General features: G+C 71.9%; 19 protein-coding genes, 1 tRNA gene and 1 other RNA gene. 12 read left to right on the forward strand and 9 right to left on the reverse strand.

The annotated features are described in order from the left end of the window. The first annotated feature begins 66 nt into the window (after positions 1 to 66). Positions 67 to 1275 carry a PP2C family protein-serine/threonine phosphatase gene (locus tag ACWD4U_RS06555; protein WP_363461065.1) on the forward strand — a complete coding sequence of 403 codons (1209 nt, stop codon included), beginning with the start codon at positions 67 to 69 and terminating at the stop codon, positions 1273 to 1275. A gap of 49 nt (positions 1276 to 1324) precedes the next feature. Here ACWD4U_RS06555 and ACWD4U_RS06560 read toward each other — a convergent pair whose 3' ends face one another. The 4 genes from ACWD4U_RS06560 to ACWD4U_RS06575 form a co-directional block, all read right to left on the reverse strand. Next, positions 1325 to 1813 carry a DUF5994 family protein gene (locus tag ACWD4U_RS06560; RefSeq protein WP_363461063.1) on the reverse strand — a complete coding sequence of 163 codons (489 nt, stop codon included), beginning with the start codon at positions 1811 to 1813 and terminating at the stop codon, positions 1325 to 1327. A gap of 133 nt (positions 1814 to 1946) precedes the next feature. Next, on the reverse strand, positions 1947 to 2519 hold the full coding sequence (locus ACWD4U_RS06565; protein WP_363461061.1) for a DUF5994 family protein: 573 nt from the start codon (positions 2517 to 2519) through the stop codon (positions 1947 to 1949). Positions 2520 to 2765: 246 nt separating this feature from the next. After that, entirely contained in the window at positions 2766 to 4193 is a 1428-nt protein-coding gene (locus ACWD4U_RS06570; RefSeq protein WP_363461059.1) for a DEAD/DEAH box helicase, read from the reverse strand. A 93-nt stretch (positions 4194 to 4286) separates the two neighbouring features. Beyond that, the gene (locus tag ACWD4U_RS06575; protein WP_030918248.1) at positions 4287 to 4490 is read right to left on the reverse strand and encodes a cold-shock protein; all 204 of its coding nucleotides are present in this window, start codon (positions 4488 to 4490) and stop codon (positions 4287 to 4289) included. Positions 4491 to 4938: 448 nt separating this feature from the next. Between ACWD4U_RS06575 and ACWD4U_RS06580 the strand changes: the two genes are divergently transcribed. Then, complete coding sequence (locus tag ACWD4U_RS06580; protein WP_363461057.1) at positions 4939 to 5160, forward strand: hypothetical protein; 222 nt, start codon at positions 4939 to 4941, stop codon at positions 5158 to 5160. A gap of 96 nt (positions 5161 to 5256) precedes the next feature. Here ACWD4U_RS06580 and ACWD4U_RS06585 read toward each other — a convergent pair whose 3' ends face one another. Further along, positions 5257 to 5955, reverse strand: a complete 699-nt coding sequence (locus ACWD4U_RS06585; RefSeq protein WP_363461056.1) for a GntR family transcriptional regulator — start codon at positions 5953 to 5955, stop codon at positions 5257 to 5259. 138 nt (positions 5956 to 6093) lie between these two features. Here ACWD4U_RS06585 and ACWD4U_RS06590 point away from each other — a divergent pair, with 138 nt between their 5' ends. Continuing rightward, on the forward strand, positions 6094 to 6633 hold the full coding sequence (locus ACWD4U_RS06590; protein ID WP_363461054.1) for a YbhB/YbcL family Raf kinase inhibitor-like protein: 540 nt from the start codon (positions 6094 to 6096) through the stop codon (positions 6631 to 6633). Positions 6634 to 6711: 78 nt separating this feature from the next. Here the strand turns inward: ACWD4U_RS06590 and ACWD4U_RS06595 are convergent, their stop codons facing one another. After that, positions 6712 to 7557: a helix-turn-helix transcriptional regulator gene (locus ACWD4U_RS06595; protein WP_363461052.1), complete on the reverse strand. Its 846-nt coding sequence runs from the start codon at positions 7555 to 7557 to the stop codon at positions 6712 to 6714. Positions 7558 to 7744: 187 nt separating this feature from the next. Here ACWD4U_RS06595 and ACWD4U_RS06600 point away from each other — a divergent pair, with 187 nt between their 5' ends. Then, the gene (locus tag ACWD4U_RS06600) at positions 7745 to 8506 is read left to right on the forward strand and encodes an SDR family oxidoreductase (RefSeq protein ID WP_363461050.1); all 762 of its coding nucleotides are present in this window, start codon (positions 7745 to 7747) and stop codon (positions 8504 to 8506) included. 51 nt (positions 8507 to 8557) lie between these two features. Here ACWD4U_RS06600 and ACWD4U_RS06605 read toward each other — a convergent pair whose 3' ends face one another. Then, a complete protein-coding gene (locus ACWD4U_RS06605; RefSeq protein WP_363461048.1) occupies positions 8558 to 9523 on the reverse strand; it encodes an NADP-dependent oxidoreductase in 966 nt (321 codons plus the stop codon). A gap of 125 nt (positions 9524 to 9648) precedes the next feature. On the opposite strand from ACWD4U_RS06605, the gene ACWD4U_RS06610 reads away from it, so the two are divergent. Beyond that, positions 9649 to 10629 carry a GlxA family transcriptional regulator gene (locus ACWD4U_RS06610; RefSeq protein ID WP_363461046.1) on the forward strand — a complete coding sequence of 327 codons (981 nt, stop codon included), beginning with the start codon at positions 9649 to 9651 and terminating at the stop codon, positions 10627 to 10629. Positions 10630 to 10691: 62 nt separating this feature from the next. Here the strand turns inward: ACWD4U_RS06610 and ACWD4U_RS06615 are convergent, their stop codons facing one another. After that, positions 10692 to 11009, reverse strand: a complete 318-nt coding sequence (locus ACWD4U_RS06615; protein ID WP_363461044.1) for a DoxX family protein — start codon at positions 11007 to 11009, stop codon at positions 10692 to 10694. 129 nt (positions 11010 to 11138) lie between these two features. Between ACWD4U_RS06615 and ACWD4U_RS06620 the strand changes: the two genes are divergently transcribed. Together ACWD4U_RS06620 and ACWD4U_RS06625 are read left to right on the forward strand one after the other, a co-directional pair. Continuing rightward, positions 11139 to 11510 carry a winged helix-turn-helix transcriptional regulator gene (locus tag ACWD4U_RS06620; protein WP_363461042.1) on the forward strand — a complete coding sequence of 124 codons (372 nt, stop codon included), beginning with the start codon at positions 11139 to 11141 and terminating at the stop codon, positions 11508 to 11510. 287 nt (positions 11511 to 11797) lie between these two features. Then, complete coding sequence (locus tag ACWD4U_RS06625; protein ID WP_363461040.1) at positions 11798 to 12841, forward strand: zinc-dependent alcohol dehydrogenase family protein; 1044 nt, start codon at positions 11798 to 11800, stop codon at positions 12839 to 12841. Between the two features lie 219 nt (positions 12842 to 13060). Here the strand turns inward: ACWD4U_RS06625 and ACWD4U_RS06630 are convergent. After that, positions 13061 to 13145 (reverse strand) — tRNA-Ser (locus ACWD4U_RS06630). 129 nt (positions 13146 to 13274) lie between these two features. Here ACWD4U_RS06630 and ffs point away from each other — a divergent pair. The 5 genes from ffs (at position 13275) to ACWD4U_RS06655 (ending at position 17609) form a co-directional block, all read left to right on the forward strand. After that, an RNA gene (ffs, locus tag ACWD4U_RS06635) (signal recognition particle sRNA small type) lies at positions 13275 to 13371 on the forward strand. Between the two features lie 68 nt (positions 13372 to 13439). Further along, the gene (locus ACWD4U_RS06640; protein ID WP_363461038.1) at positions 13440 to 15635 is read left to right on the forward strand and encodes a DNA polymerase III subunit gamma and tau; all 2196 of its coding nucleotides are present in this window, start codon (positions 13440 to 13442) and stop codon (positions 15633 to 15635) included. A gap of 106 nt (positions 15636 to 15741) precedes the next feature. Beyond that, a complete protein-coding gene (locus ACWD4U_RS06645) occupies positions 15742 to 16080 on the forward strand; it encodes a YbaB/EbfC family nucleoid-associated protein (protein ID WP_363461036.1) in 339 nt (112 codons plus the stop codon). A gap of 193 nt (positions 16081 to 16273) precedes the next feature. After that, positions 16274 to 16873 carry a recombination mediator RecR gene (gene recR, locus ACWD4U_RS06650; RefSeq protein ID WP_363461077.1) on the forward strand — a complete coding sequence of 200 codons (600 nt, stop codon included), beginning with the start codon at positions 16274 to 16276 and terminating at the stop codon, positions 16871 to 16873. Further along, on the forward strand, positions 16866 to 17609 hold the full coding sequence (locus ACWD4U_RS06655) for a DUF5063 domain-containing protein (RefSeq protein ID WP_363461034.1): 744 nt from the start codon (positions 16866 to 16868) through the stop codon (positions 17607 to 17609). Before recR ends, ACWD4U_RS06655 begins: the two co-directional genes overlap by 8 nt. Positions 17610 to 17645 lie beyond the last annotated feature (36 nt).

The following is a 17645-nucleotide window of genomic DNA, read 5'->3' on the forward strand; positions in this document are numbered from 1 at the left end:
GGAGAGGACCGGCCCCCGCGACGGGCCGGGGACGGGCCCGGAGCGGTTCGGAGAGGCGGGCATGTGGTGAGCGGCGACGGCGGACGGCGACCCGCGACGGTGCCGGACCGGACGACGGCGCCCGGGGAACACCTGCTGGGCGTGCTGCTCGACCTGGCGGGGGAGTTCGCGCCGCCGCTGATCCCCCCGCTGGTCGTGGCGGCGGTGGCCGGGCTGGGCGGCCGGGAGCCGGCGTTGCTGCTGCAGGACTACGGCCAGCTGGTGCTGGTCCCGCTCCCCGGCGACGGCCTGGCCGAGGGTCCGCCGGTGCCGATCGCGGACTCCGCGGCGGGCGAGGCGTTCCTGCGCGGCGTCCCGGTGGAGGTGCCGCAGGCCGACGGGGTGCGGGTGTACCTGCCGCTGCTGGACATCGGTGCCGAGGCGGGGGTGCTGGCCCTCACCCTGGACGCGGTCGGTGACGACGCCCGGCTGCTGTTGCGGCGGCTGTCGGTCCTGGTGGCGGACCTGCTGATCACCAGGAGCGGCTACACCGACCTGGTCTTCCAGGCCCGGCGGCTGGAGCCGATGAGCGTGGCCGCCGAGATCCAGTGGTCGCTGCTGCCACCGCTGTCGATGTCCGTCCCCCGGGTCGCGGTGGCCGGCATCCTGGAGCCCGCCTACCAGGTGGCCGGCGACAGCTTCGACTACGCGCTCAACGGCGACGTGCTGCACGTGGCCACCCTCGACGCCATGGGCCACGGCCTGGACGCCGCCACCATGGCGACGGTGGCCATCGGCGCGTACCGGCACGCCCGCCGCGCCGACGTCGGACTCGCCGAGGTCTACGCCTTCATGGACCGGGCCATCGCCGAGCAGTTCGGCCCCGACCACTTCGTCACCGCGCAGATGATGCGGCTCGACACCGTGACCGGCCGCCTCCAATGGGTCAACGCCGGTCACCCGAAGCCGCTGCTGATCCGCGACCACGCGGTCGTCGAGCGGCTGGAGAGCGCCACCACGCTGCCGGTCGGCTTCGGCGGCGAGCAGCCGGTGATCAGCGAGCGGCAACTCCGGCACGGGGACCGGGTGCTGTGCTTCACCGACGGCCTGGTCGAGGAACGGGGCGCGAGCGGCGAGCAGTTCGGCGAGGAGCAGCTGATCGACTGGGTCAACCGCATCGAGCGCGCCCGCTCGGGCGTGCGGGCCACGGTGCGCGCCCTCTCGCACGCGCTGAAGGCCCGCCGGGGCGGGCGTACCAGCGACGACGCCACGCTGTTCCTGATCGAGTGGCGCTGAGCGGCCCGAGGACCGCTCGCCCGGGCCGCCGGTCCGGCGTCAACTCACGTCATCCGAGCAGGAGTTCCTCCGCCGACGCGCGGTTGCCGGTCGCGGAGGCCCCGGCCATCGCGGCCGCGGCCGTCCCGGGTGAGGTGTCCGGCGGCACCACCAGGAGCAGGAAGTGGTCCTGGAAACCCCGGGTGACCCTGATCGTGGCGGCGCTGCCGTCGAACCAGTTGATCCTGATCATGACGCCGTTGACCGCGACGGAGCGGGGCACGCCGTCCCAGGCCAGGGCGTCCAGGCCCACCCGGACGATCCGGCCCAGGTGGGCGCCCAACGCGGTGACCAGGTCGGGAAGTTCGGTCACGATCCGGGTCGAGCGGGGCCACCACGCGCCGTCGAAGACACCCTCCCTGAACATCGTCGGCTCCAGCGCCAGGCGCGGCAGCAGGGGAACTCCGGGCACCGACCACCGGCCGGGGGAGGAGGGAACGGGAAGGGGGATCGACGTCACGGCGGGCCGCCCGTCCGGTCCCGTTGAGGGACCACTCATGACCCAGGGCGACGCCGGCGCGGATGCCGGTGTGCGAAATGTCCTCGGTTGTACGTCCCACGGTACTCCGCACACTCCGTATTCGGGTGCGTACCCGCGACTCGCTGCGTACCGGAGCTGACGCTCCGTCCGCCTACCGGGCCGCCGTCCAGTACGCGGCCCGCTGCTGCGCGGAAGCCGCTCGCCGACCGGCCCCGGGGACGCCGTCGAAGCGCGCGGCCGCCGCCGACAACGAGCCGGAGCGTACCCGCGGACCCTCCCTGCGGCGGACCGGCTCGCCGGCGAGCAACTCGCTCGCGGTCCTGGTGTTCCGCGGGTCGGACGCCTCGGCCATGAGCCTGGCCGTGTCGATCACGTCCGTCTGCGGCGGGACGACCATGAGGTCCAACCGCCGACGGTACGAGCAGAGCATGATCACGTGCTTGTCCTGCTCGGTCGTGTACCAGCCCGCGTGGATGACGTGGCCCGCGACCGGAATCCGCCGCGGGATGATCGGCCACTGCGCGGGATTCACGGTGATCCGCGTGACCCGGCCCCATCGCTCGTCCATCTCGGCTGCCAGCGAAGGGAGTTCGAGGAGGAGATCACCGGACCGGGGCCACCAGGCGCCGTCCAGTCGGCCCGGCTTCACCCCCGCGGGCGCGAGCAGGAGGCGCAGGGCGAGGCCGGTCGTGGTCGGTGCATCGCGATCGACGATCGCATTCATGGTCGAAGACCCGTCTCCGAGCCCGGCCTTGCCGGATCCGGGATAGCCGTTCGCCGGAGACGACGCCAGTGTCCGGTGCCGGCATGCGGAACGTCTCCGGTGGCTTCCACACTACTCCCGACCTGACCGGGGCCGGTCCCTCGCGTGCTCGCCGCCGACCGGCACTTCGTTCCCCGGATCCACCGGCCCGCACCTCACTGACCGTCAGCTCGCCGAGAGACACCGCCGGTCGTCGGTCGTTCGCGACTATCCGTTGTACGACCGGCGCGAGGTGCCGTGCGAGGCGTCAGCGGTCTGCCGGGTGCGGGCGGTGGAGCCGGGGCTGCCGGACCGGTTCCGGCCGGTCGGCCGGCTGTGGCGCGGGCGCTCGACGACGGGGTCGGGGACCACCACGGGCACGCCGGTGGGCACCCGGGCGCCGGTGATCCGGGCCAGTTCCGCACTGCCGGCGACGACCCTGGTGGTGACGGGGGTGATGCCGGCCGTGCTCATCATCCGGTCCATCCCGCGCCGCTGGTTGGGGAGGACCAGGGTGACGACGGTGCCGGACTCGCCGGCCCGGGCGGTGCGTCCGCCGCGGTGCAGGTAGTCCTTGTGGTCGGCGGGCGGGTCGAGGTTGACCACCAGGTCGAGGCCGTCGACGTGGATGCCGCGGGCGGCGACGTCGGTCGCGACGAGCGCGGCCACCTGCCCGGTGCGGAACTGCTCCAGGGTGCGGGTGCGCTGCGGCTGGGACTTGCCGCCGTGCAGGGCCGCGGCCTTCACCCCGTTCGCCAGCAGCTTCTCGACCAGGCGGTCCGCGCCGTGCTTGGTGTCGATGAACATGATCACCCTGCCGTCCCGGGAGGCGATGTGGGTGATCGTGGCGTTCTTGTCCGCGTTCTGCACGTGCAGCACGTGGTGCTCCATGGTGCTGACCGCTCCCGCCGACGGATCCACCGCGTGCGTGACCGGGTCCTGCAGGAAACGCCGCACCAGGCGGTCGACGTTGCGGTCCAGCGTGGCGGAGAACAGCATCGTCTGGCCGCCGTCGGCGACCTGTTCGAGGAACTCGGTGACCGTCGGCAGGAAGCCCATGTCGGCCATCTGGTCGGCCTCGTCGAGGACGGTCACCTCGACCCGGTCCAGTCGGCAGAGCCGACGCTCGATCAGGTCCGTGAGCCGGCCGGGCGTGGCCACCACGACCTCCGCCCCGCGGTTCAGCATCTGCGCCTGCCGGCGGACCGGCATCCCGCCGACCACCGTGGCCATCCGTACGCCCGTCGTCTGGGCGTACGGGGTGAGTGCCTCGGTGACCTGCTGCGCGAGCTCGCGGGTGGGGACCAGGATCAGCGCCAACGGGCAGCGCGGCTCGGCCTCCCGCCCGGCGGTGCGGGCCAGCACGGGGAGACCGAACGCGAGGGTCTTGCCGGAGCCGGTGCGGCCCCGCCCCAGCACGTCGCGGCCCGCCAGCGAGCTCGGCAGCGTCGCCGCCTGGATCGGGAACGGCGAGGTGACGCCCTTCCGACCCAGCATCGACAGCAGTTCCTTCGGCAGGTCCAGTTCCTCGAAGGACTCGACGGCCGGCAGCGCGGGCACGGTGCTCACCGGTACGGCGAACTCCCGTCCGGAGCCGTCGACCGGAGCGGACCGGGAGCCGGTGTTCTGGTGCGGCGAGCGACTGGAACGGTTCATGGGAAAGCCTTCCAAAAGCCGAGGGGCCCGCACCGGGCGATATACACGCGGTGCGGGCCCCTCGCTGCCAGGCGATTGCCGCGGCAGTGCGAACTACAGCGGGCGGATGTTCTCGGCCTGCGGGCCCTTCTGGCCCTGCGTGACGTCGAACTCGACCTTCTGGCCCTCGAGCAGCTCGCGGAAGCCGTTGGCGTTGATGTTCGAGTAGTGGGCGAAGACGTCCGGGCCGCCACCCTCCTGCTCGATGAAGCCGAAGCCCTTTTCCGCGTTGAACCACTTCACGGTGCCATTAGCCATGTAAGAAATCTCCTTCAAGGGACTTTCCGGCGGCCGCACGTTGCGAACGCCGAGTCACCGCGATGAGAACCCGCCCGGAAAACACCCGGAAAACAAAAATGCGCCCGCGATACAAGAGCAGGCGCACACAAAGTTAATGGGAACCACTACTGCAACTACGCTCGACTGTAGCAGCCCCGAGCCCGCAGCGGGCGGAAATCTCCCCCCGAGTTTTTGGCGGGTTTTCGCCGGTGGTATCGGTTTCAAGTCGCCTTGTCGGTCAACGGGCCTTTCATGAAGGGCAGTTGATCGGGTTGTATGCCCTGCTCCGGTCCGCCGGTCGACCCGCGGCGGTCCTCCGGGCCCGCGCCCCGAGGGTGCCGTTCGACACACCCGGCATTTCGGACTCCACGGAATTCGGGCGCTCCGGACGTCCCCACCCCGCTCCCCGCGGCGCATACTGGCCCGGATGAGAAAACCTGAGCCAGTCCGTCGGCACCTGCCCACCAGTCCCTTCAAAGCCAGGACCGAAGCACCGCGCAAGCACTTCGCCGTCGGCGACCGCGTCACCCATGACTCCTACGGCCTCGGCCGGGTCATCGGCGTCGAGGGCGACACCGCGGTACTGGTCGACTTCGGATCACGACAGGAGCGCATCATCCAGCCGTACACCGGGATGTTCAACCTCTGACCCGCCCACCGCAGACCGCCCGCCCACCGCAGGCCGCCCTCGCCGAACTCCCCGCCGCCCACGACGCCAGGCGGCCACCGGCTCGGCGACGGGCGGTCACGTCTGTCCGGTCTCGGGCGAGGAGTCGGCCAGCCCGGCTGCGGTCAGCGTGAGGTGCCGGACCAGCGCCGCGGCCGCCGTGTCGGCGTCGCGGGCCAGTGCCGCCTCCTCCAGCAGACGGTGCTCCTGGGCACCGTCGCGGTCGGGGACGCGCTGCGCCGACCAGCGGCGGGCGAGCTCGCTCGCGGTCCACATCCGGTCGAAGGTCTCCAGCAGGACGGGGTTGCCGCACCCCTCCAACAGGGTCCGGTGGAAGACCCGGTGCGCCTCGGACCACGCGGCGCTGTAGTACTCGCCATCCTCGGGGACGTACGCGGGAGTGCGGGCCAGGCGGTGGTGGGCCGCTCGTACGCGCGCCTCCCAGTCGATGTCGCCGCGCGCGATGGACATCCGCAGCATGGCCGGTTCGATGGTCCGCCGCGCCTCCCCGATCTCCTGCCAGCGGCGGTCGGAGAAGGCCGGCACGGCGAAGCCGCGGTTGGGCAGCCGGTCGGCGAGGCCCTCGCCCACCACCCGCAGGAGCGCCTCCCGCACGACGGCCAGGCTGACGCCCTGTCGCTTGGCGAGCTCCTGCGGTTTGAGGGCGACGCCCGGGCCGTAGTCCCCGCGCATGATCGCGTCCCGAAGGCTCGCGTAGACCTGCTCGGAGAGCATCTGCTTCCCCGCCGAGGTGGGGGTGTGGGCCGCCTGAGTCATGGCCCTCAGCATAGACGGCCGAGCAGATAATCGATTATCAGTGATATCGTCGATCACATGAACAGTCGAGGGCGACAGGTGCTCCGCGCCTCCTCGGCTGACCGCACCACCACCCCACAGCCCGAAAGGAACGACGCTTTGAGTGCCAACGACCCCTTTGCGCGTCTCCCCGAGGCGGCCTCCTTCACCGTCACCAGCGGCACCGTCACCGACGGCGGCGCGTGGTCGCCCGAGCAGTTCTCCGGCATCTTCGGCGTCCCGGGCGGGAAGGACGTCTCCCCGCAGCTGTCCTGGAGCGGCGCGCCTGACGGCACCAAGGGCTACGCCGTCACCGTCTACGACCCCGACGCCCCGACCGGCTCCGGTTTCTGGCACTGGGCGGTCGCCGACATCCCCGCCACCGTCACCGAACTGCCCGAGGGCGCCGGCGACGACACCGGCTCGGGCCTGCCCGAGGGGGCCTTCCAGCTTCCCAACGACGCCCGCGCCGCCCGCTACATCGGCGCCGCCCCGCCGCCCGGGCACGGCCCGCACCGCTACTTCGTCGTCGTGCACGCCCTCGACGTCGAGTCCATCGGCGTGGCGGCCGACGCCACCCCGGCCGTGCTCGGCTTCACCATGGCCGGCCACACCCTCGGCCGCGCGGTCCTCACCGCCACCGCCGAGACCCCCGCCTGACCGGCGGCATGTCCCCGCTCAGAGACCCCGTCAGCCTCACCGCCGCCCACGTCTTCGTGGACGAGCGCTGACACCCACTCAAGGAGACAACGACGCCGTGTCGGTGGACCCGGGGAGCGAGAGTGCGGCGAGGAGCCGCAGCTTCTCGTCGCTGTCGCTGTCCTTGTCGGGGTAGTAGACGACGAGGATGACGTCCTCGATGGCGAGTTTGTCGCGGTGGAGGCGCAGGTCACCGACGACGGGGTGGTGGACCGTGGTGGTGCCTCCGTCGAGGGTGCGGACGTCGTGGCGGGCCCACAGGGTACGGAACCGCTGACTGGACAGGGCGAGTTCGCCGACGAGTTCGACGAACCGGGGGTTGTCGGTGTCCTCGCCGATCGTGGTGCGGAGGGCGGCGACGAAATCGGCGGTGGCTCTGGCCCAGTCCTGGTGGAAGGCCTGTTCCTCGGGATCGAGGAGGAGGGAACGCAGCCGGTTCTGGCCGGGCCGCAGGCGCGGCGAGAGCGCGACCGCCATGCGGTTGGAGGCCAGCACGTCGAACGCGCGCCCTTCGACGAACGCGGGGATCTCGAGGTGGGCGAGCAGCTCGTGCACCCGCGCCGGTACGTGCTCGGGCCGCCTGCGGCGCGGCGCCCTGGGGCGTGCCGCCGTGAGGCCGAGCAGGTACGTCCGTTCGACGTCGTCGAGGTGCAGGACGCGCGCGAGGGATTCGAGGACCTGCGGTGAGGGGTTCCGGTCGCGGCCGCGTTCCAGACGGAGGTAGTAGTCCGGACTGATGCCGGCGAGCAGGGCGACTTCCTCACGGCGCAGGCCGGGCACGCGGCGGTTGCCCCCCGGCGGCAGTCCTGCCTGCGCCGGGGAGACCAGCTCGCGCCGGGCGCGGAGGTAGCCGCCGAGCCGGTTGCCGGATTCGTCGTCCTTCATGCCGACACCGTAATCCGGTGCGGGTGTCCCAGCGGGGGCCCTGGCAGGACCAGGGAAGACGGGAGCCCTGCCCCGTCCGGCGGATGTCGCCAAGACTGCGAGAGCACCGTTCCGACAGGGACGGAGACCATCACTGGCCGCGCCGTGGGCTTGCACCGACGGCGCCCTGGAGTGAAGGGAAGATCCCGTGGATCTCTCCAACCGCACCGTTCTCGTCGTCGGCGGAACCTCGGGTATCGGGCGGGAGCTGGCCCGGCGGTTCGCTGCGGCGGGCAGCACCGTGGCCGTCGGCGGCCGCAGCCCGGAGGCGCTCTCGGACCTCGCCGCGGAAGGCTTCACGACGATCGGCATCGACGTCACCGACGGCGCCTCCGTCGCCTCTGCCCGGGACACCGTGCTCGCCCGGTACCCCGAGCTGGACACCGTGGTGACGATGTCGGGCGTCATGCTCCTGGAGGACCTGCGCGACCCCGCGCACTTCGCGACGGCAGCAACGACGATCGACACCAACCTGCTCGGCACGATCCGGGTCGTCGACGCCTTCACCCCGCACCTGGTGCGGCGAGGTCAGGGCACCTTCATCACCGTCACCTCGGGCATCGCCTTCCTGCCGTTCCCTCCCATGCCCAGCTACGCCGCGTCGAAGGCCGCGGTGCACGCGTACTCCGAGGCACTGCGCGCCCAGCTCGACGGCACCGGTGTCGGCGTCGTCGAGCTCGTCCCCCCGGCCGTCGCCACGGCGGGCCAGGAGAAGGTGAACCCGCACGCGCTGCCGCTCGACGACTTCGCCACCGAGGTCATGCAGCTGCTCTCGCAGGACCCCACCCCGCACGAAGTCCTCGTGCGGGGCGTCCTCGGGCACCGCTGGGCCGAGCGCGACGGCACCTACGCCGACCTCGTCGCCCAGCGCTCCCGGGCCCTGGCCATGCTCCCCGGCCGCCGGGGCTGACACCGTATGTCGTCGTGCGCGGCGTGACCCCCAACTCCCAGGAGAGGAAGTTCAGTCGGCAACGGTGAGGACGATCTTGCCGCGGGTGCGGCCGGCTCCGAGCCGGTCGTGGGCCGCGCCGGCCTGGTCGAGCGGGAAGGTCTCCTCGACCTCGACGGTGACCTCGCCGGCGTCGATCAGGCCCGCGATCGTCGCCAGTGCCGGACCGTCCGGCTCGACCAGGTACGGGGTGACCCGCACGCCGGCCGCTGCGGCGGCCGCGGCCAGTTCCGGGGAGACGCCGGCCGGGACGGCGACCAGCAGGCCGCCCGGGCGCAGGACCTTCAGCGAGCGGGTGCTGGTGTTGTCGTGGGCGTCGCCCACCAGGTCGATGACCACGTCGACGTCGGCGACGGCGTGCTCGAAGCGGGTGGCGGTGTAGTCGACGGTCTCGTCGGCGCCGAGTTCCTTGAGCCAGGGGTGGCGGGCGGCGCTGGCGGTGGCGATCACGTGGGCGCCCAGGTGGCGGGCGAACTGGACCGCGAAGTGGCCGACCCCGCCGGCGGCGGCCGTGATCAGGACGCGCTGGCCGGCCTGCACGTGGGCGGTGTCGACCACGGTCTGCCAGGCGGTCAGCGCCGCCAGCGGCACGGCGGCGGCGTGCGCGTGGTCGAGGGTGGCCGGCTTGCGGGCCCACTGGCGGGCCGGTGCGGTCACGTACTCGGCGTAGCCGCCGGCGGCGCGCGGGAACCACGGCATGCCGTAGACCTCGTCGCCGACCTCCAGCGTGGTCACGCCGAAGCCGACCTCCTCCACCACCCCGGACACGTCCCAGCCCAGGATCAGCGGAAACGTCTGCAGTCCCGCCATTCCCTGGCCCTCGCGGGTCTTCCAGTCCACCGGGTTGACGCCCGCGGCGTGCACCCGTACCAGCACCTCGGTCGGCAGCGGCTCGGGGCGCGCGACCTGCTCGACGGTCAGCACCTCCGGCCCGCCGAACTCCGTGATGGTGACCGCCTTCATGGTGTTCCCGCTCATGTCGCCCACTCCTTTCGTCCCACACCTCATTGCACCGGGACCGTTCTCCCGACGGAAGAAAGACTCGCGGTCGGCGGCGCGGGCGAGTGAGTGGCCGGGAGGCCACCTGTCGTACCATTCCGGCCATGCCACATCGTGTCGTCGTTCTCGCCCTCGACGGAGTCCTGCCGCTGGACCTGGGCATCCCCGCCCGGGTGTTCAACGAGGCCCGTGCGCCGGACGGGAGCCCGCTGTACTCCGTCAGCACCTGCTCCCTCGGCGGCCGGCCGGTGCGCACGCACGAGGACTACCGGATCGTCGTCGACCACGACGAGTCGGCCCTGGAGACCGCCGACACCGTCGTCCTCGCCACGCAAGAACCCGGCGAGCACCTGCTCGCGACCGGCGCGCTCCCCGCGGAACTCGCCGCGGCGCTGGACCGGATCGGGCCGCGGACCCGCATCGTCAGCCTGTGCACCTCGGCCTTCCTCCTCGCGGCGGCCGGCCTGCTGGACGGCCAGCGGGCCACCACGCACTGGACGCTGTGCGACGCGCTGGCGCGGCTGTTCCCCGACGTCGACGTCGATCCGGACGTGCTGTTCGTCGACAACGGACGCATCCTCACCTCCGCCGGCGGAGCGGCCGGCATCGACCTGTGCCTGCACCTGGTCCGCCTGGACCACGGAGCGGCGGTGGCCTCGGCCGCCGCGCGGCGCTGCGTCGTGGCGCCGTGGCGCGAGGGCGGGCAGGCCCAGTTCATCGAGCACCCGGTTCCGCAGGACACCGACCGTTCCACCTCGGCGACCCGGCAGTGGGCGCTGAACCGGCTCGCCGAGCCGATCGGACTGGAGGACATGGCCCGGCACGCGCACATGAGCGTGCGCACCTTCACTCGCCGGTTCCGCGGCGAGGTGGGCAGCAGCCCGTTGCAGTGGCTGGCGCAGCGGCGGCTGGCGCACGCGCGCCTGCTGCTGGAGTCCACCGACCTGGCCGTCGCACGGATCGCCACCGCCTGCGGCTTCGGCGACCCGGTCGCCCTGCGCAAGCACTTCCACAAGCACCTGGGCCTGTCACCACTGGCCTACCGTCGCGCCCACAGCGCACCGGAGCCGATGACGGCACGGTGACCACGCGGCCGAGCGACCGCCGTTCCAGGCCGCCGTCGCTCGGTCCGCGTGGTCACGGCGGATCAGAGGGTGGCAGCGCGCAGCACGATCAGGGCGACGGAGACCACGGTGAGGACCGCCGCCGGAGGCGCGCCCTTCCGGTCGCCGACTCGCAGGTGCGAGGCGACCGCCCCGGCGAAGTAGCCCGTCAGGCCGATCGCGGCCGCGATTCCGACGGGTCCCCACCAGAGTCCGGCGATCGCGCCGACCGCGCCCGCGATCTGAGCGCCGATCAGGAGAGCCATCATGCTCTGCGGCACTCCGAGCGTGGACATCTGCTCGGTGATGTGTCGCGTCCGCAGGGACTTGGCCCCGGCCGAGACCAGGAGAACCGCCGACATGAGCACGGTGAGAAAGGCAAGGGAGGCGAACACGGCTGAAACCTCAATCATGCGAGATGCGAGCAAGGGACGTGCGCACCTCGACGACGATAGGCGGCCGATAGGTACCTTCAGGTAACCTTCGAGGCCATGAGCCAGCGACCCGGAATCGCCTTCCTCGCCGACTGCCCCGCCCTCCTGGCCATGGAGATCATCGCCAGCAAATGGTCCATGGTCACCCTCTTCGCACTGACCGAAGGCCCGCTGCGCCACGGCGAGTTGGTCGACCTGAGCGGCGGCATCTCCCGCAAGGTCCTGACCCAGACGCTGCGCCGACTCCAAGCCAACGGCCTCGTCGAACGGCACGCGTACGCCGAGGCACCACCACGCGTCGAGTACAGCCTGACCGCCCTCGGGCGAACCCTCGAGGAGCCCATCAGAATGCTCACCGCCTGGGCCCGCGAGAACGGCGAAGCCGTCGTCACCTTCCGCGAATCAGCCGCCACGGCCGCAGCCACGTAGGCGGGGTGGGCGACCCCGGTGAACACCCCTCCTGTTGACGAGAACCTGAACCGTTTCTGACGGGGTCACTCGTGGCTCCGTTGATGGCGAAGTGCAGCCGCCACTCGTCACCGATCGGTGGCGGCGGAACATCGTCTCCGCACTCGCGGTGCAGCGGCTGAAGTGAGAGCGCTCGGACACCCTGACTTGCGAACTGCGCCGCCATGCCTATGCGTGACTGATTCCCCGGCGTCGTGATCTCCATAGTGTTCCTGTCGAGGCCACAACCCACGGACAGGACAGGAACGATGACGGATCTGCAGAGCTGGACCGGTACCGCCTACCACCTCGACCGCCCGCAGGACGGCCTCGACGGACTGGCCGTCCGGGAACAGCGGCTCGCGGAGCCCGGACCTCACCAGGTGCTGATACGGGTGCGTGCGGCCTCGCTCAACCGCCGGGACCTGATGCTGCTCGCCGGGACCTACCCGGTTCCGGCGACACCCGGCATCGTCCCGCTCAGCGACGGTGCCGGCGAGGTCGTGGCGGTCGGCAAGGGCGTGCAGCGCGCCGCCGTGGGTGACCGGGTGGCCGTGACCTACTTCCCCCGCTGGATCGACGGCCCGATGACGCTGCCGCTGGTCGGCGAACAGTACGGGGCCAACCTGAACGGAATGCTGGCCGAGTACCAGGTGGTCGACGAGGAGTCGGTGGTGCAGATCCCGGCCCACCTCTCCTACGAGGAGGCGGCGACGCTTCCGTGCGCCGCTGTTCTGGCCTGGTCGGGGCTGACGACCGGGCCGCGTCCGATGGGCGAGGGTGACACCGTTCTGGTCGTCGGTGCGGGCGCGGTGGCCTTGTTCGGCGTGCAGCTTGCCGCCGCCCTGGGCGGCCGTGTCATCGTCGTGGCCTCCGGCGAGGAGAAGGGCAAGCGGCTGAAGGAGCTCGGCGCTGCCGAGGTGCTGGACCGGCGGGTGACGCCCGACTGGCAGCTCGCGGTCGGCGAGCTCACCGCCGGCCGCGGCGCCGATCTCGTCCTGGAGGCCGTCGGGGCGCCCAGCATCGCCAAGTCCATCCAGTCGGTCGGCTTCAACGGCCAGATCTCGGTGACCGGAGCCTTCCCCGCAGGCGGAACGGTGATCGACCCCGAAGTGTTCAACGGCCGCTACTTCTCCTTGCAGCGGCTGGCGGTGGGCAGTCGGACCAGCTTCGAGCGCCTGAACGCGACTCTTGCCGACCATGCCCTCCACCCGGTGGTCGACCGCGTCTTCACCTTCGACGAGGCAGTCAAGGCCTACGAGCACCTCAGCACCGGCAGCCCCTTCGGCAAGGTAGTGATCAGCATCCCCTGACCCGGGCCCAGGGCCGCAGTTGCACCCCTGCCGGGGCCTGTCTTGAGCGGGGGTGCGCCGCGATCAGAGGGTGCCTACGCCAAGAAGCTCGCGAGGAGGCCCAGTTGTCGCAGTTCCGCCGCCCCCATGCCTGACCACCAGAAATGCAGTCATCAAGACACGACGAAGGCCCCGACCGGAATCCGGTCGGGGCCTTTCGTTTGCCCTGGCGGACAGATGCGGAGGATACGAGATTCGAACTCGTGAGGGGTTGCCCCCAACACGCTTTCCAAGCGTGCGCCCTAGGCCTCTAGGCGAATCCTCCGTGGGAGAGCTTAGTACATGTCGGGGGGTGGTTGCGAACCGCTGTGTCGCAGGTGGGTGGGCGGGGAGACCTGCGGATCGGAGATGGGGGTGGGTGGGGGGAGTGGGGGATGGGATCCGCTACTCTTGGGGCAGCCCCTCGTGTGGCGTTATCTCTCTGAACCCCCCCAGGGCCGGAAGGCAGCAAGGGTAGGAGGGCTCTGGCGGGTGCGCGAGGGGTCCTTGCGTTCCCGGGGACGGACGGGTGAGTGGTCGGGCGTCCCGTTTGTCTGTTGGTCCCGATATCGTCGGTGGCGTGTCCCTAGCCCTGTACCGCCGCTATCGCCCCGAGACCTTCGCGGAGGTCATCGGGCAGGAGCACGTGACCGCCCCGCTCCAGCAGGCTCTGCGCAACAACCGCGTCAACCATGCGTACCTGTTCAGCGGGCCGCGCGGTTGCGGCAAGACGACCAGTGCCCGGATCCTGGCCCGCTGCCTCAACTGCGAGCAGGGGCCGACCCCGGAGCCGTGCGGGGAGTGCCAGTCCTGTCGGGACCTGGCGACCGGTGGCCCCGGCTCGATCGACGTGATCGAGATCGACGCCGCCTCGCACGGTGGTGTGGACGACGCGCGTGAGCTGCGCGAGCGGGCGTTCTTCGCGCCGGTGCACAGCCGCTACAAGATCTTCATCCTGGACGAGGCGCACATGGTGACCTCGGCCGGCTTCAACGCGCTGCTCAAGGTGGTCGAGGAACCGCCGGAGCACCTGAAGTTCATCTTCGCCACCACCGAGCCGGAGAAGGTGATCGGGACCATCCGCTCCCGCACCCACCACTACCCGTTCCGCCTGGTACCGCCCGGGACGCTGCGCGACTACCTCGCGCAGGTCTGCGGACGCGAGCAGATCCAGGTCGAGGACTCGGTGTTCCCGCTGGTGGTGCGGGCCGGCGCCGGTTCGGTGCGTGACTCGATGTCGGTGATGGACCAGCTGCTGGCCGGCGCCGCCGAGGGCGGTGTGACCTACCAGATGGCCACCGCCCTGCTCGGGTACACCGACTCCGCGCTGCTGGACGAGGTGGTGGACGCCTTCGCCGCACAGGACGGCGCGACGGTCTTCCAGGTGGTGGACCGGGTGGTCGAGGGCGGCCACGACCCGCGGCGCTTCGTCACCGACCTGCTGGAGCGGCTCCGCGACCTGGTGATCCTGGCCACCGTGCCGGACGCGGGGGAGAAGGGCCTGATCGACGCTCCCGCCGACCGGGTCGCGGTGATGCAGGCCCAGGCCGACCGCTTCGGTCCGGCCGAGCTCAGCCGCGCCGCCGACATCGTCAACTCCGGCCTCACCGAGATGCGCGGCAACGCCGCCCCCCGGCTCCAACTGGAGCTGATCTGCGCCCGGGTCATGCTGCCCGGCGCGTACGGCGACGAGTTGTCGATGCAGGCCCGGCTGGACAAGCTGGAGCGGCGCGCATCGACGGGCGGCTTCGCCGCGCCGGTGGCGTTCCAACCGGCCCCGGCAGCAGTCCCGACCACAGCCACGGCAGCAGCTCCGGTCGCCGCGCCGATGCCGCAGGAGGCGCCGGTCGTCCAGCCCGCGCCCACCGCGCAGGCACCGGCACCCGCCCCCGAGCCCGCCGGTCCCGCCCCCGGCGCCTGGCCGATCCCGCGCAGCTTCCCGCCCGCGGGAGAGCAGCCGGCACCGCAGCAGCAACCCCCGGCCCAGGCCCCGGCTCCCGCTCCGGCGCCGCAGCCGGTCGCGCCACAACCGGTCGCCCCGCAGCCGGTAGCCCAGTCGTCCGCCCAGCCCTCGGCCGCGGCGCAGCAGGGCGCGGCGCAGATCCGGCAGATGTGGCCGCAGATCCTGGAGGCGGTGAAGAACCGCCGCCGGTTCACCTGGATCCTGCTCAGCCAGAACGGCCAGGTGGCGGGCTTCGACGGCAGCACCCTGCAGGTGTCGTTCGTGAACGCGGGCGCCCGGGACAGTTTCGTCGGCAGCCACAGCGACGAGGTGCTGCGGCAGGCGCTGTCGGACGCCCTGGGCGTGGACTGGCGGGTGGACTGCATCGTCGACCCGTCCGGCGGCACCTCGGGCGGCGTCGCCACCGGCGCGGCCCCCACCGGCAACCCCACCGGCAACCCGGGCGGAAACCCGGGCGGCACCGCAGGCTGGTCCACCCCGCCCCGAGCGCCCCAGCCGGTCGCGCCGCAGCCCGCCCCCGTCCAGCAGAGCGCACCGCAGCCCACAGCTCCCCCGGCGTACCAGCCGGTGCCGTCCGCGCCCCCCGCGCCCCCCGGCCCCGCCACGCAGTCGGCCACCAGTCCCTCTCAGCCAGCCGCGCAGCCGGGTGCCCCGGCCGCCGCGGTGCCGGCCGCACCGATGGTGGCGCCGGAGGACGACATCCCGGAGGAGGACGACCCGGATCTCGACGAGGAGGCGTTCTCCGCGCAGGAGTTGATCGTCCGTGAGCTGGGGGCGACGGTGCTGGAGGAGATCCACCACCGGCCGAACTGACGCTGCGCGGACGGCGGGCCGCGTAGGCTCGGGGACGAGGTGCCAGCGCCGGTGCCACGGGTGGTCCGGTGCTGGCGTGAGACGCCGACGGACCGAGGAGAGTTCCGTGTTTCCTGGTGGTGGCCAGCCGAACATGCAGCAGCTGCTGAAGCAGGCGCAGAAGATGCAGGAGGAGCTCGGCCGGGCTCAGAAGGAGCTGGCCGAGACGAAGGTGAGCGGGTCGGCGGGCGGTGGCCTGGTGGAGGCGACGGTGACCGGGGCCGGCGAGCTGGTGGCGCTGACCATCGCCCCGGCGGCGGTGGACCCGGACGACACGGAGACCCTGGCCGACCTGGTGCTGGCGGCGGTGCGCGACGCCAACGCGGCGGCGCAGAAGCTGCAGGCGGAGCGGATGGGCCCGCTCACCCAGGGTCTCGGCGGCGGCATCCCGGGCCTGCCGTTCTGATCCGTGCCACCCGTCGGGCGGGCGACCAGGGCTCGACCAGCCTGAACGTCACCTGACAACTGATTGTGTGATTTATGAGCTAGTCGGGCGTCGGCCGGTGTGTCCGGCGCCCGATTCGTTGGATGATGGCACCGGTGCATGGCAGCGGTACACGGCACCGGGGTGCGAGCCCCGGTCGAAGGAAGGCGTGGCGGTGTACGAGGGCGTGGTGCAGGACCTGATCGACGAGCTGGGCAGGCTGCCCGGAGTCGGTCCGAAGAGCGCCCAGCGGATCGCCTTCCACATCCTGCAGGCCGATCCGGTGGACGTCCGCCGGCTCGCGTACGCGCTGCAGCAGGTGAAGGAGAAGGTCCGGTTCTGCGTGGTCTGCGGCAACGTCGCGGAGGCCGAGCAGTGCCGGGTCTGCCAGGACCCGCGCCGGGACCTCGCGGTGATCTGCGTGGTGGAGGAGCCCAAGGACGTGGTGGCGATCGAGCGCACCCGCGAGTTCCGCGGCCGCTACCACGTGCTGGGCGGGGCGATCAGCCCGATCGAGGGGGTCGGTCCGGACGACCTGCGGATCCGTGAGCTGATGACCAGGCTCGCGGACGGCACGGTCACCGAGCTGATCCTGGCCACCGACCCCAACCTGGAGGGGGAGGCGACCGCGACCTACCTGGCCCGGCTGTGCAAGCCGATGGGCCTCAAGGTCACCCGGCTGGCGAGCGGCCTGCCCGTCGGCGGGGACTTGGAGTACGCCGACGAGGTCACCCTCGGCCGGGCGTTCGAAGGGAGACGACTGCTCGATGTCTGACCGAACCGACACCGCTGACCCAGCCGGTACCGCACACCCCTCCGGTACCGCCCACCCTGCCGGTACCGCGCACCCCTCCGGTACCGCCGACGCCGCGGACCGCACCCACACCCTCACCGACACGGACGCGCCGGACGACTTCGCGGTCCAGATCGCCGACTCGGTGGAGAGCTTCGTGCTCGCCGTCACCGAGGTGGCCAAGGGGGACGAGCCGGGCAGCGCGATCTCGCTGCTGCTGCTGGAGGTGTCGCAGCTGCTGCTGGCGGGCGGTCGGCTCGGTGCGATCGAGGACGTCCTGCCGGAGGACCGGTTCGAGCCGGACGCCGGCCCGGAGCCGGACGGCGTGGAGCTGCGCGAGCGGCTCGCCGAGCTGCTCGCCCCGATCGACGTCTACCACGAGGTCTTCGACCCGTACGGCCCGCCGGAGAAGCCCAGCGCGTTCCGGATCTCGGACGACCTGGCCGGTGTGGTCAGCGAGTTGAACCACGGTCTGACGCACTACCGGGAGGGCCGGATCTCCGAGGCGCTGTGGTGGTGGCAGTTCTCGTACCTGTCCAACTGGGGTTCGACCTGCTCCGCGGTGCTGCGGGCGCTGCAGTCGCTGATCGCGCACGTGCGGCTGGACTCGCCGCTGGGCGCGGTGCCGGACGGCGCGGACACCGACGACGACGGGCTGACCGACGAGCAGCTGGAGCAGCAGGCGGGCGACCTGATGGCGGCCGAGCTGGGGCTGTAGGGCCGGAGGGCGACGGTGTGACGCATCCGTCACCGG

This window comes from Kitasatospora sp. NPDC002522 (assembly GCF_053595195.1).

What these genes read in the sequence shown, in the direction of transcription:
- ACWD4U_RS06560 (WP_363461063.1), bottom strand. Translation starts at nt 1,813, where the DNA reads ATGAGTGGTCCCTCAACGGGACCGGACGGGCGGCCCGCCGTGACGTCG.
- ACWD4U_RS06565 (WP_363461061.1), bottom strand. Translation starts at nt 2,519, where the DNA reads ATGAATGCGATCGTCGATCGCGATGCACCGACCACGACCGGCCTCGCC.
- ACWD4U_RS06570 (WP_363461059.1), bottom strand. Translation starts at nt 4,193, where the DNA reads ATGAACCGTTCCAGTCGCTCGCCGCACCAGAACACCGGCTCCCGGTCC.
- ACWD4U_RS06575 (WP_030918248.1), bottom strand. Translation starts at nt 4,490, where the DNA reads ATGGCTAATGGCACCGTGAAGTGGTTCAACGCGGAAAAGGGCTTCGGC.
- ACWD4U_RS06580 (WP_363461057.1), top strand. Translation starts at nt 4,939, where the DNA reads ATGAGAAAACCTGAGCCAGTCCGTCGGCACCTGCCCACCAGTCCCTTC.
- ACWD4U_RS06585 (WP_363461056.1), bottom strand. Translation starts at nt 5,955, where the DNA reads ATGACTCAGGCGGCCCACACCCCCACCTCGGCGGGGAAGCAGATGCTC.
- ACWD4U_RS06595 (WP_363461052.1), bottom strand. Translation starts at nt 7,557, where the DNA reads ATGAAGGACGACGAATCCGGCAACCGGCTCGGCGGCTACCTCCGCGCC.
- ACWD4U_RS06605 (WP_363461048.1), bottom strand. Translation starts at nt 9,523, where the DNA reads ATGAGCGGGAACACCATGAAGGCGGTCACCATCACGGAGTTCGGCGGG.
- ACWD4U_RS06610 (WP_363461046.1), top strand. Translation starts at nt 9,649, where the DNA reads ATGCCACATCGTGTCGTCGTTCTCGCCCTCGACGGAGTCCTGCCGCTG.
- ACWD4U_RS06615 (WP_363461044.1), bottom strand. Translation starts at nt 11,009, where the DNA reads ATGTCGGCGGTTCTCCTGGTCTCGGCCGGGGCCAAGTCCCTGCGGACG.
- ACWD4U_RS06620 (WP_363461042.1), top strand. Translation starts at nt 11,139, where the DNA reads ATGAGCCAGCGACCCGGAATCGCCTTCCTCGCCGACTGCCCCGCCCTC.
- ACWD4U_RS06625 (WP_363461040.1), top strand. Translation starts at nt 11,798, where the DNA reads ATGACGGATCTGCAGAGCTGGACCGGTACCGCCTACCACCTCGACCGC.
- ACWD4U_RS06655 (WP_363461034.1), top strand. Translation starts at nt 16,866, where the DNA reads ATGTCTGACCGAACCGACACCGCTGACCCAGCCGGTACCGCACACCCC.